The organism is Halorubrum sp. GN12_10-3_MGM (assembly GCF_005435235.1).
Lineage (GTDB): Archaea > Halobacteriota > Halobacteria > Halobacteriales > Haloferacaceae > Halorubrum > Halorubrum ezzemoulense.
Window position 1 is genome coordinate 108661 of the sequence record NZ_SGUB01000004.1, and the last position, 13999, is coordinate 122659.

General features: G+C 71.2%; 13 protein-coding genes. 9 read left to right on the forward strand and 4 right to left on the reverse strand.

The features are described 5' to 3' along the window. Window positions 1-48: 48 nt before the first annotated feature. The 5 genes from EXE47_RS04930 to pheA all read left to right on the forward strand — a co-directional run bounded on the left by EXE47_RS04930 (window position 49) and on the right by pheA (window position 5540). On the forward strand, window positions 49-1665 hold the full coding sequence (locus EXE47_RS04930) for a BCCT family transporter (RefSeq protein WP_089308033.1): 1617 nt from the start codon (window positions 49-51) through the stop codon (window positions 1663-1665). 96 nt (window positions 1666-1761) lie between these two features. Next, window positions 1762-2289, forward strand: a complete 528-nt coding sequence (locus EXE47_RS04935; protein ID WP_049931427.1) for a hypothetical protein — start codon at window positions 1762-1764, stop codon at window positions 2287-2289. A 253-nt stretch (window positions 2290-2542) separates the two neighbouring features. Next, window positions 2543-3412 carry a CbiX/SirB N-terminal domain-containing protein gene (locus EXE47_RS04940; protein ID WP_049931428.1) on the forward strand — a complete coding sequence of 290 codons (870 nt, stop codon included), beginning with the start codon at window positions 2543-2545 and terminating at the stop codon, window positions 3410-3412. Between the two features lie 2 nt (window positions 3413-3414). Beyond that, window positions 3415-4644, forward strand: coding sequence for a DR2241 family protein (locus EXE47_RS04945; protein WP_089308032.1), 1230 nt, complete (start codon window positions 3415-3417; stop codon window positions 4642-4644). An 89-nt stretch (window positions 4645-4733) separates the two neighbouring features. Continuing rightward, the gene (gene pheA, locus EXE47_RS04950; protein WP_089308031.1) at window positions 4734-5540 is read left to right on the forward strand and encodes a prephenate dehydratase; all 807 of its coding nucleotides are present in this window, start codon (window positions 4734-4736) and stop codon (window positions 5538-5540) included. 553 nt (window positions 5541-6093) lie between these two features. On the opposite strand, the gene cysS is transcribed toward pheA, so the two are convergent. The 3 genes from cysS to EXE47_RS04965 all read right to left on the reverse strand — a co-directional run bounded on the left by cysS (window position 6094) and on the right by EXE47_RS04965 (window position 10750). Continuing rightward, window positions 6094-7611: a cysteine--tRNA ligase gene (cysS, locus tag EXE47_RS04955; protein WP_089308030.1), complete on the reverse strand. Its 1518-nt coding sequence runs from the start codon at window positions 7609-7611 to the stop codon at window positions 6094-6096. 395 nt (window positions 7612-8006) lie between these two features. Continuing rightward, window positions 8007-9269 carry a threonine ammonia-lyase gene (gene ilvA, locus EXE47_RS04960; protein ID WP_049931432.1) on the reverse strand — a complete coding sequence of 421 codons (1263 nt, stop codon included), beginning with the start codon at window positions 9267-9269 and terminating at the stop codon, window positions 8007-8009. 95 nt (window positions 9270-9364) lie between these two features. Then, window positions 9365-10750 carry a deoxyribodipyrimidine photo-lyase gene (locus EXE47_RS04965; protein WP_089308029.1) on the reverse strand — a complete coding sequence of 462 codons (1386 nt, stop codon included), beginning with the start codon at window positions 10748-10750 and terminating at the stop codon, window positions 9365-9367. Window positions 10751-10860: 110 nt separating this feature from the next. Between EXE47_RS04965 and EXE47_RS04970 the strand changes: the two genes are divergently transcribed. From EXE47_RS04970 to EXE47_RS04985, 4 genes are all read left to right on the forward strand, one after another. Further along, the gene (locus EXE47_RS04970; RefSeq protein ID WP_086220424.1) at window positions 10861-11364 is read left to right on the forward strand and encodes an Hsp20 family protein; all 504 of its coding nucleotides are present in this window, start codon (window positions 10861-10863) and stop codon (window positions 11362-11364) included. A gap of 123 nt (window positions 11365-11487) precedes the next feature. After that, window positions 11488-11901, forward strand: coding sequence for an Hsp20/alpha crystallin family protein (locus EXE47_RS04975; protein WP_089308028.1), 414 nt, complete (start codon window positions 11488-11490; stop codon window positions 11899-11901). Between the two features lie 66 nt (window positions 11902-11967). Then, on the forward strand, window positions 11968-12600 hold the full coding sequence (locus tag EXE47_RS04980; RefSeq protein ID WP_049931436.1) for a protein-L-isoaspartate(D-aspartate) O-methyltransferase: 633 nt from the start codon (window positions 11968-11970) through the stop codon (window positions 12598-12600). Between the two features lie 49 nt (window positions 12601-12649). Further along, window positions 12650-13450, forward strand: coding sequence for a protein-L-isoaspartate O-methyltransferase (locus tag EXE47_RS04985; protein WP_089308027.1), 801 nt, complete (start codon window positions 12650-12652; stop codon window positions 13448-13450). Between the two features lie 26 nt (window positions 13451-13476). Here the strand turns inward: EXE47_RS04985 and EXE47_RS04990 are convergent, their stop codons facing one another. Beyond that, a complete protein-coding gene (locus tag EXE47_RS04990; protein WP_089308026.1) occupies window positions 13477-13953 on the reverse strand; it encodes an Ig domain-containing protein group 1 domain-containing protein in 477 nt (158 codons plus the stop codon). Window positions 13954-13999 lie beyond the last annotated feature (46 nt).

The window sequence follows — 13999 nt, forward strand, 5'->3', positions numbered from 1 at the left end:
AACAGGTTTAATCCGGTTGAGGCCCTGCTGATCGATACCCACTCGTTTATGAATGGACGCTCCGTCGTCGAGTCGATACGCTCGTTCAGATCCGAGGTCGATCCCGTGCCCTTCGCCGCCGGCGCGCTGGCAACGTTCGCGTTCCTCGCGTACACGGCGGCCGACACGGAAGGCGCCGCCGCCGCGATCGACGCGGCGTTCGTCACGTTCGGCCAGGGGCTCGCGTGGCTCTACCTCGGCACGGTGCTCGCGCTGGTCGGGGCCGCCGGCTACCTCCTCGTCAGTCGCTACGGACGCGTCCGCCTCGGCGAGGGCGACCCCGAGTACGGGACGGCGTCGTACGTGGCGATGTTCTTCTCGGCCGGGCTGTCGGCCGGCATCGTCTTCTTCGGTCCCGTGGAGGCGCTGTTACACTACCAGACCGTCCCGCCGCTGTTCGCGGGCGAGGTGGCCGCGGAGTCGAGCGCGGCGGCGGTGCCCGCGGTCGCGTACACGGTCTTCCACTACGGCGTCAGCGCCTGGGGCGGGTACCTCGCGATCGGCATTCCGGTCGCGTACTTCGCCTACCGGCACGACGCTCCGTTCCGCGTCTCCACCGCGCTGTATCCCGTCCTCGGCCCCGACCGGCTCGACGGCCTCGTCGCCCGGACGGTCGACACCCTCGCTGTCGTCGCCACCATCGGTGGGATCGCGACCGGGCTCGGCTTCATCGCCACCCAGCTGCTCACCGGCGTCACGTTCCGGACCGGAGTCGCGTTCGGCGACGCCGAGACGGTCGCCGTCATCGTCGGCATCACCGTCCTCTTCACGCTCTCGCTCGTCGCGGGCGTGAGCCGCGGGATCCGCCGGCTGTCCGTGTTCAACATCGCGGTCATGGCCCTGCTCCTCGGCGTGGCGCTCCTCGCCGGGCCGACGGTCGACGTGTTGAACATCGGCGTGGCGGCGCTCGGTACGTACGCGACCTCCTTCTTCGAGATGAGCCTGTTCACGGGGAGCGGCGTGGAGGGCGGCGCGAGCTGGACGGCGGCGTGGACCGTCTTCTACTGGTCGTGGTGGATCGCGTGGGCGCCGTTCGTCGGGCTGTTCCTCGCGCGGATCTCCCGCGGCCGGACGATCCGGTCGGTGGTCGGCACCGCCTTCGGGACGATGACCGCGGTCTCGGCGCTGTGGTTCACCGTCGTCGGGGGGACGTCGATCCGGATCCAGCAGTCCGGCGCGGCCGACGTGCTCGGCGCGGTCGGCGAGTTCGGCGACGGCGTCTCCGGCTACGTCATCTTCGGGGCGTTCCCCGGCGGCGAGCTGTGGCAGCTGCTGTTCTTAGTGCTGGTGACGACGTTCTTCCTCACCTCCGCCGACTCCTCGACGCTCGCGGTCGGCATGCTCACGACCGGCGGCAGCCGGAAGCCGTCGGGCGCGAACCGGGTCTTCTGGGGGATCCTCCAGGGTGCGATCGCCTCCGTGCTCGTGGTCGTCGGCGGCGCGACCGCGCTCCGGTCGTCGGTGATCGTCACGGGCGCCCCGTTCGCGCTCGTCTGTCTCGTCGCCATGGGCGGGTTCCTGCGCTGGCTGTCGCGGTCCGACGAGCCGGTCGCCGCGGACGATCCCCGGCCGGAGTCCGACCCGGTGCCGCCCGCGTCGGCGAGCCTCGCCGAGGACGACGACTGACCGCGCGGGACCGCCGGCCCCCGCGGACGACGCCGGACCGACCCTGACGACGCGGCGATCGAAACCGGCTTGATCGACGCGCGCGCAAGTCGGTCCATGTCGCTGGCAGCCGACACCCGCGAGGCCGTCCGCTCGCGGCCGTTCGTCTTCGACGCGCTCCGCGCCGGCCTCCTGAACCACAGCGCCGCGGCCGCGTGGCTCGCCGAGGCCGCCGCCCTCGACGGCGAGCCGGACGCGGTCGCGGCCGCTCTCCGGCGCTTCCGCGAGGACCTGCCCGCGTACGCGACGGAATCGCGAGGGACGACCGTCTCGATGCGCAGCGGCGTCGGGCTCTCGGCGGCCGACGGCGCGGCCGAGGGCGACGCCGGCGAGCCGCTCCTCCGCGTCGGCGACGCGGCCGTCGCTCCGGAGGGCGACCGCACGGCGATCGTCGCGACCGGCGATGTCGACGCCGCGGCGCTCGGGGCGTCGCTCCGCCGGTTGGCCGTTCGGGACATCGAGGTCCCGGCTGCCGGCGTCGCGGAGAATACGCTCGTCTGCGTCGTCGGGCGGCGCGACGGTCCGGACGCGGTCCGGATCGTCGAGGCCGCGCTCGATGCGGTGCCGACGACCGACTCGACCTGACGCGCGGTCGATGGCCGGCTCCGCCTTGACGCGCGGTCGATGGCCGGCTCCGCCTTGACGCGCGGTCGATGGCCGGCTCCGCCTTGACGCGCGGTCGATGGCCGGCTCCGCCTTGACGCGCGTTCAACGACAGCTCCGGCCTGTCGCGCGGTCAACGCCGCTTTGCGGGTCGACCCCGAACCCCGGCGTCGCACCGTTTTCGCACTCCCGCAGCCTCCGAAGTCCCTAAGAGCGGCGCGGCCCCAGTACGGGTATGCAGTCGCTCGTCATCGTCGCGCACGGCTCGCACCTCAACCCCGAGTCGAGCGCGCCGACGTACGACCACGCCGACACGATCCGCGCCACCGGTGCCTTCGACGAGGTCCGCACCGGCTTCTGGAAGGAGGAGCCGCACTTCCGAGAGGTGCTCCGCACCGTCGAGGGCGACGAGGTGTACGTCGTCCCGCTGTTCATTTCGGAGGGCTACTTCACCGAGCAGGTGATCCCCCGCGAGCTCCGCCTCGCCGGCTGGGACGTCTCGGAGTGGGACTCCGACGGCCTCTCGGCGGACCAGGCGACGCTCGTCGCCGAGGACATCGACAAGGAGGTCCACTACTGCGGGCCGGTGGGGACCCACCGCGCGATGACCGACGTGATCGTCCGCCGCGCGGAGTCCGTGACGAACGACGCCGACGTGGGCGACGGGTTCGGCCTCGCGGTCGTCGGCCACGGCACCGAGCGCAACGAGAACTCGGCGAAGGCGATCGAGTACCACGCCGACCGGATCGCCGAGCGCGACCGATTCGACGAGGTGAAGCCGCTGTACATGGACGAGGACCCGGAGGTCGACGACCTCCCCGAGCACTTCGAGAGCGACGACGTCGTCTTAGTTCCCCTCTTCATCGCCGACGGCTACCACACGCAGGAGGACATCCCGGAGGACGTGGGCCTCTGTGAGGACCACACCGAGGGATACGACGTGCCCGAGACGGTCGACGGCACGCGGATCTGGTACGCGGGCGCGGTGGGAACGGAGCCACTCATGGCCGACGTGGTCTTAGAGCGCGCCGACGACGCCGGCGCCGACCTTGGGACGGCGCTCGACGACGTGCGAGAGACTACCCGCGTCGCCACGGGGGACTGAGCGTGAGCGACCCGACCTCCGCGGAGGCTGACGCGGCCGACGACGGATCCGAAGACGCCGGTGGCGAGCCCGACGCGCCAGAGATCGACCTCCCGAGCGAGGCGTTCGACGCGGTCCTCGACGCGCTCGCCGACCGCGAGCCGGGGGAGCCCGTCCGGTTCGAGGGGTTCAGCGTGGCGCGCGGCGCCGACGAAGACGACGAGGACGCTCCCGTCGAGGACGCCCCCGGCGAGTACGTCCTCGCCGACGGCGACCGCCCGGTCGGGCTGAGCGAGCGCGAGCTCCACGAGGCGCTCTCCGAGCGCGCCGCGGCCGTCACCGACTGGTACACCTTCGAGCGCGTCGTCGGCGAGTTCGGGCCGCGTCGCGCGTTCCTCCGCTGGATCGAGGACGCGGACGGCGATACCGTCGCGACCCGGTACGCCGCGCTCGCCGAGGGCATCGAACGCGCGTGGGGCGAACTGAAGATCACGGCGACGGTCACCGACCGCGGGGAGCGCCGCTACGACGTGCGCCACGCCGACGACGCCGGCGTCCCGGTCGACGATCTGGACGCGTACGACGACCCGCTCAACGCCCGCGATCTGGTGACGTTCGACGAACAGGGGCGGTACCGCCCGCTCAAGACGGCCCCGTCGCTCGCTGGCGGCTGGGTGTTCCCCGACCTCGGCCCGCGCGACCTCTACGAGGCGGTCGAGACGATCTACCCCGCGACCGTCGCCAACTGGCACCGCGAGCGCGAGGGGGAGCTCGACGTGACTCACTGGCGCGAGACGATGGAGCGCCAGTCGGGCATCTACGGCGTCGTGAAGACGTGGGACCGCGGCGAGGGGTACGAGCACGTCAACTGGGTGGCGGAGGCCTGTTGCGACGACTCGCAGTGTCTCAAGCGCCGCGAGTGGCAGTACGACGACGAGACGGACCTCGACGTCGACGGCGGCGACGGCGCGTTCCCCTGCCGCGAGCCGTGTTCAGTCGTGGTGTCGGCCGCGCGGAAGTGGACGCGACTGGAGAGCGAGCAGCCGCGGACGTACGAGTTCGACCTGACCCCGAGCGAGAAGGAGCAGGTCGAGGACATCATCGACGCGGTCGCGGACGGCCGGACCGACGAGATCCGCGAGGCGGACACGAAGGAGGGGGCGAACCGGTACCGGGCGCGCTTCCTCCGCGCCAAGCTGTTCGACGACGAGGGGAACCTCGGCGGCGTGCCGACCGAATCGGCCGAGGAGTGACCGGCTCCGTAGCCCGACCCCGATCGGACGCACCGGAAACATCGCCGCGCCCCGCAGGCTTTTCTCGGCTCCCCTGAAACGGTGGGGCAATGAACGCCGTCACGTTGGGTCCCGCCGGCACGTACTCGCACCGCGCCGCGCGCGCCGTCGCCGCCGAGGTGTCGTTCCGCGAATCGGTCACCGCAATCGTCGACGCCGTCGCGGACGGCGAGTTCGAGCGCGGCGTCGTCCCCATCGAGAACAGCATCGAGGGGTCGGTCACGGAGAGCCTCGACGCGCTCGCCGACTACGACGTGTCCGTCACCCGCGAGGTCGTCACGCCGATCCGCCACGCCCTCCTCTCGCAGGACGACTCGTTCGAGGTCGTCGCGAGCCACTCGCAGGCGCTCGCGCAGTGTCGTAACTGGCTGGAGTCGAACTACCCGGACGCCGGCCTCGAAGCGGTCGCTTCCACGGCCCGCGGCGTCGAGCGCGCCCGCGAGGACGCCCGCGTCGCCGGGATCGGGCACCCGGACAACGCCGGCGCCGACCTCTCTATCCTCGCGGAAGACATCCAGGACCGGACGTCGAACGCGACGCGGTTCCTCGTCGTCGCGCCCGAGTCCGCGAGGGCCGACGCCGGCGGGAAGACCACGCTGATCGTCTACCCGAACGCGAACTACCCCGGCCTCCTGCTGGAGCTGCTGGAGGCGTTCGCCGACCGCAACCTCAACCTCTCGCGGATCGAGTCGCGCCCGAGCGGCGAGCGCCTCGGCGACTACCTGTTCCACTTCGACGTGGACGCCGGGCTCTACGAGGACCACATGGCGAAGGCGGTCGACGACGTCGAGGGCATCGCGGACAAGGGGTGGGTGAAGGTGCTCGGATCGTACGACACCGAGCACGTGCTCGACTGAGACCTGAACTTCGGAAGACTGCGGCCCGCTACTCCGTTATTTAAACGACCAGACCTAACGGTGACGACTATTTACCGATGAACGCGGCGGTGCGGTGGCGCGCGCCTCCGAGCGGCCGCCTGCGGCGGCCGTGAGGAGCGCGTGCGAGGTCGCCGGCGCCACGCGCCGGCTGCCAGAGGGACCTTCGGTCCCTCGTTGGAGTCGCTGGCTCCCGGAGCGAAGCGGAGGGCGCCAGCGACGAGGCTGGGGAGGCGCGAGGTGCGGTGCTGTGCGGTGCGGGACTCAAAGGGGCAGCCCTGAGTGCGAAGCACGGAGACGCAAGTAGCGGGGCGCTACGCGCCGCGGGAAGCCGGCGGCGAAGCCACCGGCGACACCGCAGCGAAGGGGCGGTAGCGACCGACCGAGGAACACAGCGAGCCGCGCGAGCCCTCACGACTGGGGCTTTGGAGATGTTATCCGCGGTTCCGTCGGCAGCTGTTTATAAACGAGCGACCGAGCCACCCACCGCTATCGCCACACTGACGATCCCTCCGGTGAAACGCGCGGTTCCGTATTACTCGAACCGGTACGTCGCGCCGTCCGGGCCGTCCTCGATCTCGACGCCGACCTCGCCGAGCGCGTCGCGGAGCTCGTCCGCGCGCTCGTAGTTGCCCGCCTCGCGCTCGGCCTCACGGACGTTCAACACGAGTTCGACCAGCTCGCCGGCGAGGTCGACGTCGCCGTCGCTCGGCGACTCGAACTGGAGGCCCAACACGTCGCCGCCGAGCTCTTCGAACGCTTCGACCGCCTCGCGGAGGCCCCGGTAGTCGTAGGCGGCGTCTACGTCACGGGTCTCGTTCCCGTCATCGTCCCCCTCGTCGACCGCGTCCACGTGCCGGTTCACCGCGTCGGTGAGATCGAGGAGCGCCGCGGTCGCCTCCCGGAGATTGAGGTCGTCGTTCATCGCGGCCGCGAAGTCGTCGCGCGCGGTCGCAACCGCCTCGCGGAGGTCGTCGTCTTCGGCTTTCGCTCGGGCCTCGGTCGAGTCGAGCGCCTCGACGGCGCGGTCGTACGTGCGGGAGAGCCGCTCCCAGCGCTCCTCGGCCTCCCCGATCGTCTCCTCGGTGAGCGCCTGCTCGGAGCGGTAGGCGGCGCCGGCGTAGAACGTGCGGACGACGTTGACGCCGAGTTCGTCGAGGGCGTCCGGAACGGTCCAGAAGTTGCCGATCGACGAGGACATCTTCTCGCCGTCCATCTCCAGCAGGCCGACGTGGAGCCAGTGGCGCGCGAACGCCTCGCCGGTCGCCGCCTCGGACTGCGCGATCTCGTTCTCGTGGTGCGGGAAGACGAGGTCGCGCCCGCCCATGTGGATGTCGAGGGTGTCCCCGAGGTGCGTCGTCGACATCGCCGAGCACTCCACGTGCCACCCGGGCCGCCCCTCGCTCCACGGCGACGCCCACGTCTCGCCCTCGGGCGTCTCCGCGCCGTGGTCGTGTTTCGCGTGTTCGCGCGCCGCGGTCTCGCTCACGCCGTCGGCCTTCCACAGCGCGAAGTCGGCCGGATTCCGCTTCTCCGAGCGCTCGTCCGGCTCGCCCTGCGCTTCGAGCGCGTCCAACTCCTGGTTCGAGAGCTTCCCGTACTCGTCGAAGCGGGTCACGTCGAAGTAGACGGAGCCGTTCGACTCGTAGGCGTACCCCTCCTCGATCAGGGTCTCGACGAGGTCGACGATCTCCGGCACGTGCTCGGTGACGCGGGGGTACACCTCCGCCCGCCTGAGGTTGAGTCCGCGCATCGCGTCGAACGTCGTGGCGGTGAACGCCTCGGCCACGTCGCGTTCCTCGGTCCAGTCGTCGCGCTCGCCGACGCGGGCCGTGATCTTCTCGTTGACGTCGGTGACGTTCTCGACGTGGCGTACGTCGTAGCCGAGGTGTTCGAGCCACCGGTGGAGCACGTCCGCGTGGAACCACAGGCGGGCGTGCCCGAGGTGCGGGTCGTCCGACACCGTCAGGCCGCAGACGTACAGCGTGACGTCGCCGTCGGCCGTGAACTCGACGCGCTCGTCTTCCAGGGTGTCGGTAACGACGAGACTCATTACGAGACGGTTGCCGAGGTGAGCGTTTCAAATCGTCGGATCGCGCGAGACGACGACCACCCGCCCGACGCGGTCGGCGGGTCGATCGTGGACGCCTTCGGTGACTTGGCGGTGAACACCTCCAAAGCCCCAGTCGCGAGGCCGAAGTACGCTCGCTGTGCTCCTCACTCGGTCGCTCCGCTCCCTCGTTCCGGTGCTTGCGTCGCCTACGGCGGCCTCGCGACTGCCCCTTTGAGTCCCGCCCCACACCGCAACCGCACCTCACGCCTCCCCAGCCTCGTCGGCCTCCCTGCGGTCGGCCGACTCCCTCGCACGCGCTCCTCACGGCCGCCGCAGGCGGCCGCTCGGAGGCGCGCGCCACCGTAGTTCAATTTATACATCGACGACATTCTCCCTCACGCCTCCCGCGTCGTCCACTCCACCTCGTACCCCGCCTCGCGTACCGCCTTGAGGACGCGGTCGACGTGGGCAGGGCCGTTCGTCTCCACCTCGAAGACGAGGTCGGCGTCGCCGACCGGCAGGTCAGGTCGGCTGCGCTCGTGGCGCACGGTCCGGATGTTCGCGCGCTCCGCGCCGATCAGGGTGCTGATCTCCCCCATCGTCCCGGGCGTGTCGTCGATCCGGACGGAGAGCTCGATCAGCTGGTGGCGGTCGACGAGGGCGTGCGTCACCACCTCCTTCAGCGTCGTCACGTCGATGTTGCCGCCGCAGAGAAGCGGGACGACGGTCTCGCCGCCGAGGTCGAGATCGTCGACCGCCTCGTCGTTCAACAGGGCGGCCGCGGCGGTCGCGCCCGCGCCCTCGACCATCTGCTTCGCGCGCTCCAAGAGCAGGAGGATCGCGTTCGCCACGTCGTCGTCGCTCACGACGACCGCCTCGTCGAGGTGTTCGTCGAGGAGTTCGAAGGTGAGGTCGCTCAGCCCGCCGGTCGCGATCCCGTCCGCGATCGTGTCGGGTTCGTCGCGCGTCACGAGTTCGCCGGCCGCGAGGCTCTCCGAGAGCGTCGACGCGCCCTCGGTCTGAACGCCGACGACCCGCGTCTCGGGCGACCGGGCCTTGACCGCGGTTGCGACCCCGCCCGCGAGCCCGCCGCCCCCTACGGGGACGAGGACGGTGTCGACGTCGGGCACCTGGTCGAGCACTTCCAGGCCGAGCGTCCCCTGTCCCGCGACCACGTCGGGGTCGTCGAACGCGTGGACGAACCGCGTCCCGGGGTCGTCGGTCAGCGTCCGAGCGTGCGCCATCGCCTCGGGGAACGCGCTGCCCCGGAGGACGACCTCGGCGCCGTAGGCGCGGGTCGCCTCGATCTTCGCCGCGGGCGCTGCCTCCGGCATCACGATCGTCGCTTCGATCCCGGCGTCGGCCGCCGCGAGCGCGACCCCCTGTGCGTGGTTGCCCGCGCTCGCGGCCACGACGCGCTCGATCGGGACCTCCGCGGCGCGCTCTCCGGACCCGTCTATCGCCAGCGAGATCGCGTTGTACGCGCCGCGCGTCTTGAACGAGCCGGTGCGCTGGAGGTGTTCCATCTTGAGACGCACGTCGGCGCCGCACCGATCGCTCAGCGAGCGACTCCGCTCGACGGGCGTCCGCTGGACGATGTCGGTGCCGGCGAGCCGCTCGGCGGCGGCCTCGACGTCGTCGATCGCGACTGGGGACATAGCGGAGCCGTTCTCGGGGCCCCACGAAAAGGACTCGGTTACGGAACGCCGGTACCACCCACGGGTCCGCACCGCTTCGCGCCGACCCGCGCCCGCTATCGCTTCCCGAGCGCCTCCTCGAAGACGCGCTGCGCGCGCTCGTACCCTTCGTTCCGGTCGACGATCGGGTGCGCGTAGTCGGGCGCGAGCTCCTCGCGCTCCGCCCGCGAGAGGGTCGGCCAGTCGACCACCTTCCCGGACGGCACGTCCGAGAGCTCCGGGACGTACGCCTTCACGAATCGGGCGCCGTCGTCGTACTTCGACATTTGGCTCACCGGGTCGAAGATGCGCACGTCGACGGAGTCGGTGCCGGTGGAGGCGGTCCACTGCCACGCGCCGTGGTTCGAGGCGTAGTCGTGGTCGATCAGCTGCTTCGTGAAGTAGCGCGCGCCGCGCCGCCAGTCGATCAGGAGGTGCTTCGTGAGGAAGCTCGCGACCACCTGCCGCGGCCGGTTGTGGATGTACCCCTCCTCGTTCAGCTGTCGCATTCCGGCGTCGACGAGCGGGTAGCCGGTCTCGCCGCGCGTCCACGCCTCGAAGGCGTCGTCGTCGTCGCGCCACGCGATCTCGTTTGGGAACGACTTGTAGTTCGACACGGCGAGGTCCGGGTTGTAATACAGCAGGTGGTACATCTGCTCGCGCCACGACAGCTCGTACCGGTACTTGTCGACGTTGCGGCGCTCCCCGCCGGTCACGGCGTCGTACACGTCGCTCGCGCCCGCCCACAGCTCGCGGACCCCGATTGCGCCGGTCGCGAGGTACGGAGACATCCGCGAGACCGCGTGCGTCGGGGCCTCGACGGCCCGCGCGAGGTCGTCGCGGGTGTCGTTGTACGAGGTGATCCCGTAGTCGAGGAACTCGTCGAACCGCTCGCGGGCGGCCTCGTACCCCGCGTCGGGGAGGTCGATGTCGGCGTCGGGCTCGGGGACGGTCTTCCCGTCGCGCACGTCGGCCAGCGCGGCCGCGTCCGGCTCCGCGTACGGCCCGCGCTTCGGCACGGCCTCCCAGTCGCCGTGGAACTGGCTGTGGTTCGGATAGCGCGCCTCTAGCCGACCGGGGTCGACCAGCACGATGTCGGTCCGCGAGTCGGTGTCGACGCCTTCGCCGGCGAGCGCGTCCTCGACCGCCCGCTGTCGGTTCCGACGGGCCGCTCGGTACTGTTCGTTGTAGAACACCGCCTCCGCGTCGTATTCCGCGGCGAGGTCGACGAAGACCGCTTCCGGGTCGCCGGCGCGGACGATCAGGTCGCTCCCGAGTTCGCGGTACCGCTCCTCTAGTCGCTTCACGTGGCGGAGGAAGAACGCGCGCTGCCGCGCGCCGACCGTTCCGAGCAGGTCGGCGTCGTACACGAACACCGGCACGACTTCACCGTCCCGAGCCGCGGCGGCGAGCCCGGCGTTGTCCCGCGTTCGAGCGTCTCCTCGGTGCCAGAACAGGCGCATACGATCTCCAAGGGCGCCAGCGGATAGTGTCTGTCGCCGGCGTCTCGGCGCGCCGCCGTCCCCGCCTCCGCCAGTACGTTCAAGACGCTCCGTCACGAATCCTGACCTGTATGACCCGACGCGATCCCTTCGACGAGATAGAGGAACTGTTCGAGCGGATGGGCCGCGAGTTCGAGGAACTCGGCGGCACGCTGGAGGGCACCGGCCCCGAGGTCCCGCGGTTCCCGGGGGCCCGCGACGTCGACGTCGACGTGGTCGAAGACGACGAGGCGATCACCGTCGTCGCCGACCTCCCCGGATTCGACGCCGACGACGTGGATGTCGAACTGCGCGACGACGCGCTCGTTATCAGCGGGTCCCGCGAGGAGTCGAGCGAGTTCGATATCGCCGAAGAGGACGGTGCCGACGATCCGGACGACGGCGAGAGCGGTCCGGCCGACGTCCGCTACCACCGGCGCGAGCGCCGGCGCAGCTCCGTCTCCCGTCGGGTTCCGATCCCCGAACCCGTCGAGGCCGACGCGGCGGCGGCCTCCTTCGACGCCGGCGTCCTCACCGTCACGCTCCCCAAGCGCTCGCCCGACGACGACCGCGGGCACACGATCGACGTCAGCTGAGCCGCGCTCGCGTCGTCGGGTGTGACAGGGGGTGCGCCGCGGCCGGGATACCGGGATCCGCCACCGCCGCGAGATAGCACGCGTCAGTCGCTATTTAACACCTCACGGCTCCTCTCTGTCGGTATGAACACGACGAATCCCTTCGACGAGATCGAGCAGTTCCTCGGCCGCACCCCCCTCGGGGGCGAGCGGGCTCGGGGCCGCGACCTCCGGACCGCCGACATCGACGTCGCCGAGTACGCCGACGAGTTCGTCGTGATGGCCGACCTCCCGGGGTTCGATCGCGACGAGATCGATGTCCGAGTCCGCGACGACCGGCTCGCCATCGCCGCCGAGCGCGACGCGGAACGCGAGGACGCAGACCGGCGATACATCCGACGCGAGCGGCGCCACGAGTCCGTCACTCGGACCGTCGGCCTGCCGACGAACGCCCGTCTTGACGACGCCACCGCGACGTACCGGCACGGTGTCCTCACTGTAACGGTCCCGCTCGATGTCCTCGACGCGGACGAGGGACGCCGGATCGACGTGAACTGATCCGCCCGGCTCGACCCCTGCCTCTCCGCCGATGCTTTCTCCACGTACACCGTGCTATCGACTCACATGAACGACGGCGACCGCACGGCCGAACGACGCGACCTCGTGAGCGCGCTCCGACGGCGTCTCGACGTGAGCGAGCAGACGCTCTCGGCGATCGGAGCCGTCCCCCGCCACGAGTTCGTTCCCGAGGCGCATCGCGAGTCGGCGTACGCCGACCGGCCGCTCCCGATCGGCCACGACCAGACGATCAGCGCGCCGCACATGGTCGCACTGATGACGGATCTCCTCGACGTCGAGCGCGGCGACCGCGTCTTCGAGGTGGGGACTGGCTGCGGCTACCACGCCGCGGTCGTCGCCGAGGTCGTCGGCCCGGGGAACGTCCTCTCCGCCGAGCGGGTCCCGGAACTGGCCGCCGCCGCCCGCGAGCGCCTTGCCCGTCTCGGCTACGACGTGGCCGTCGCGGCCGCCGACGGCCGAGAGGCGTTCCTCGACGAGGCTCCGTTCGACGCCGCTTACCTCACCTGCGCGGCGCCCGAGGCGGTTCCGGACGCGGTTGTCGACCGTGTCCGGGCGGGCGGCCGCGTGGTCGCCCCCGTTCGCGAGGGTGGTCGCCAGCGGCTCGTCCGACTGACGCTCCGCGAAGGCGGGATCGACCGCGAGGACCACGGCGGCGTGCGGTTCGTCCCGATGCGATAGTCGGCCCGCCGAACGCACGGTTTTAGAGGACCGAGTCCCGAGACTGCGCATGGACGACGCGTCGCTCAGGGCGGACATGATCGAGGGGCTCGAACACCAGATCGGCGAGCCGATCGAGCCGCCCGTGCTGACCGCGCTTCAGCGCGTCCCGCGCGATCCCTTCGTCGACGACTCGCCTCGCGGCGGCGCCGTCGACGGCGACGACCCGCACTCGCTCTCGCTCCCGACGCTGGTCCGTCTCGTCACCGCGCTCGACGCCGCCGAGGGCGACTCGGTCCTCGTCGTCGGTGCGGGGATCGGCTACTCGGTCGCGATGCTCGCCGAGATCGCCGGCGCGCGGCGCGTCCACGCGGTCGACATCGACCGCGCCGCCGTCGCCGCCGCGCGGTCGAACCTCGACGCGGCCGGTTACGGGGCGGTCCTCGTCGACCGCGCGGACGGCGCCGACGGACTCCCCGCGTACGCGCCGTACGACCGGATCCTCCTCGAAACCGCCGTCGTCGAGCCGCCGCGTTCCCTCAGGGACCAGCTCGCGCCCGACGGGCGAATCGCCTACCCGCGCGGCGCCGGCGTCCAGACGGTCGCCGCGATCGAGCCGTCCGCCGGGGGTCCCGACGCGGGCGACGCCATCGCGTCCGGCGCCGGTACGGACGACGATCCGGCGCCTGACGGCTTCGAAACGGTCGAGACGCACGGGCCGGCGCGGCTCCAACCGATGCTCGTCGACGGCGAACAGCCCGGAACGGAACGGAACCGAACTCGGCGGGAGGACGCGGAGCGCGCCGAGCGCAGCCGGCAGCGACGGCACGGCTGGGAACAGGACTGGATCGACTGGGACAGCCGGCTTTAACCGACTCTCCTCCGCCGCTCGCGGCGTCACTCCTCGACGACGAGCACCTCGGTGTTCCCCCGCTCGTCGACGTAGTCGCCCTCCGCCGGCGGCTTGATGTCGATCGCGAGCGTCCCGTCGGCCTGATTCGGCCCGAGTTCCGGCTCGACGTCGACGGTCGCGACCCCGTCCTCGTTCGTCTTCGCGGTGACGACGCCGTCGATCTGCGCAGAGCCGCCCCGGACGATGACCGTCGCGTCCGCGATCCGAGAGCCGTCGGGGTCGACGACGGCGACGTCGACCGACTGCTCGCCGGGCGTGGTCACCTCCGGCTGGGGCTGCGCGTCGAGCTCCGTCGCGGCCAGCCCGTCGATGTCGCCGATCATCCCCATCATCACGCTGAGGCTGGCGACGCCGACGACGAGCGCGATGACGAGGCGGACCGGGAGCCCCTCGATCGCGCGGGTATCGGTGCTGAACGTCCGGCGGTTCGCGGTGCGCGAGTCGTGTGTTCGATCGGACATACGCCGCGCTGGCCGCGGTATCTGATATAAACGATCGGACGATCCG

Coding starts and splice junctions, on each gene's coding strand:
- EXE47_RS04930 (WP_089308033.1), top strand. CDS start 49: ATGAATGGACGCTCCGTCGTCGAGTCGATACGCTCGTTCAGATCCGAG.
- EXE47_RS04935 (WP_049931427.1), top strand. CDS start 1,762: ATGTCGCTGGCAGCCGACACCCGCGAGGCCGTCCGCTCGCGGCCGTTC.
- EXE47_RS04940 (WP_049931428.1), top strand. CDS start 2,543: ATGCAGTCGCTCGTCATCGTCGCGCACGGCTCGCACCTCAACCCCGAG.
- pheA (WP_089308031.1), top strand. CDS start 4,734: ATGAACGCCGTCACGTTGGGTCCCGCCGGCACGTACTCGCACCGCGCC.
- cysS (WP_089308030.1), bottom strand. CDS start 7,611: ATGAGTCTCGTCGTTACCGACACCCTGGAAGACGAGCGCGTCGAGTTC.
- ilvA (WP_049931432.1), bottom strand. CDS start 9,269: ATGTCCCCAGTCGCGATCGACGACGTCGAGGCCGCCGCCGAGCGGCTC.
- EXE47_RS04965 (WP_089308029.1), bottom strand. CDS start 10,750: ATGCGCCTGTTCTGGCACCGAGGAGACGCTCGAACGCGGGACAACGCC.
- EXE47_RS04970 (WP_086220424.1), top strand. CDS start 10,861: ATGACCCGACGCGATCCCTTCGACGAGATAGAGGAACTGTTCGAGCGG.
- EXE47_RS04975 (WP_089308028.1), top strand. CDS start 11,488: ATGAACACGACGAATCCCTTCGACGAGATCGAGCAGTTCCTCGGCCGC.
- EXE47_RS04980 (WP_049931436.1), top strand. CDS start 11,968: ATGAACGACGGCGACCGCACGGCCGAACGACGCGACCTCGTGAGCGCG.
- EXE47_RS04985 (WP_089308027.1), top strand. CDS start 12,650: ATGGACGACGCGTCGCTCAGGGCGGACATGATCGAGGGGCTCGAACAC.
- EXE47_RS04990 (WP_089308026.1), bottom strand. CDS start 13,953: ATGTCCGATCGAACACACGACTCGCGCACCGCGAACCGCCGGACGTTC.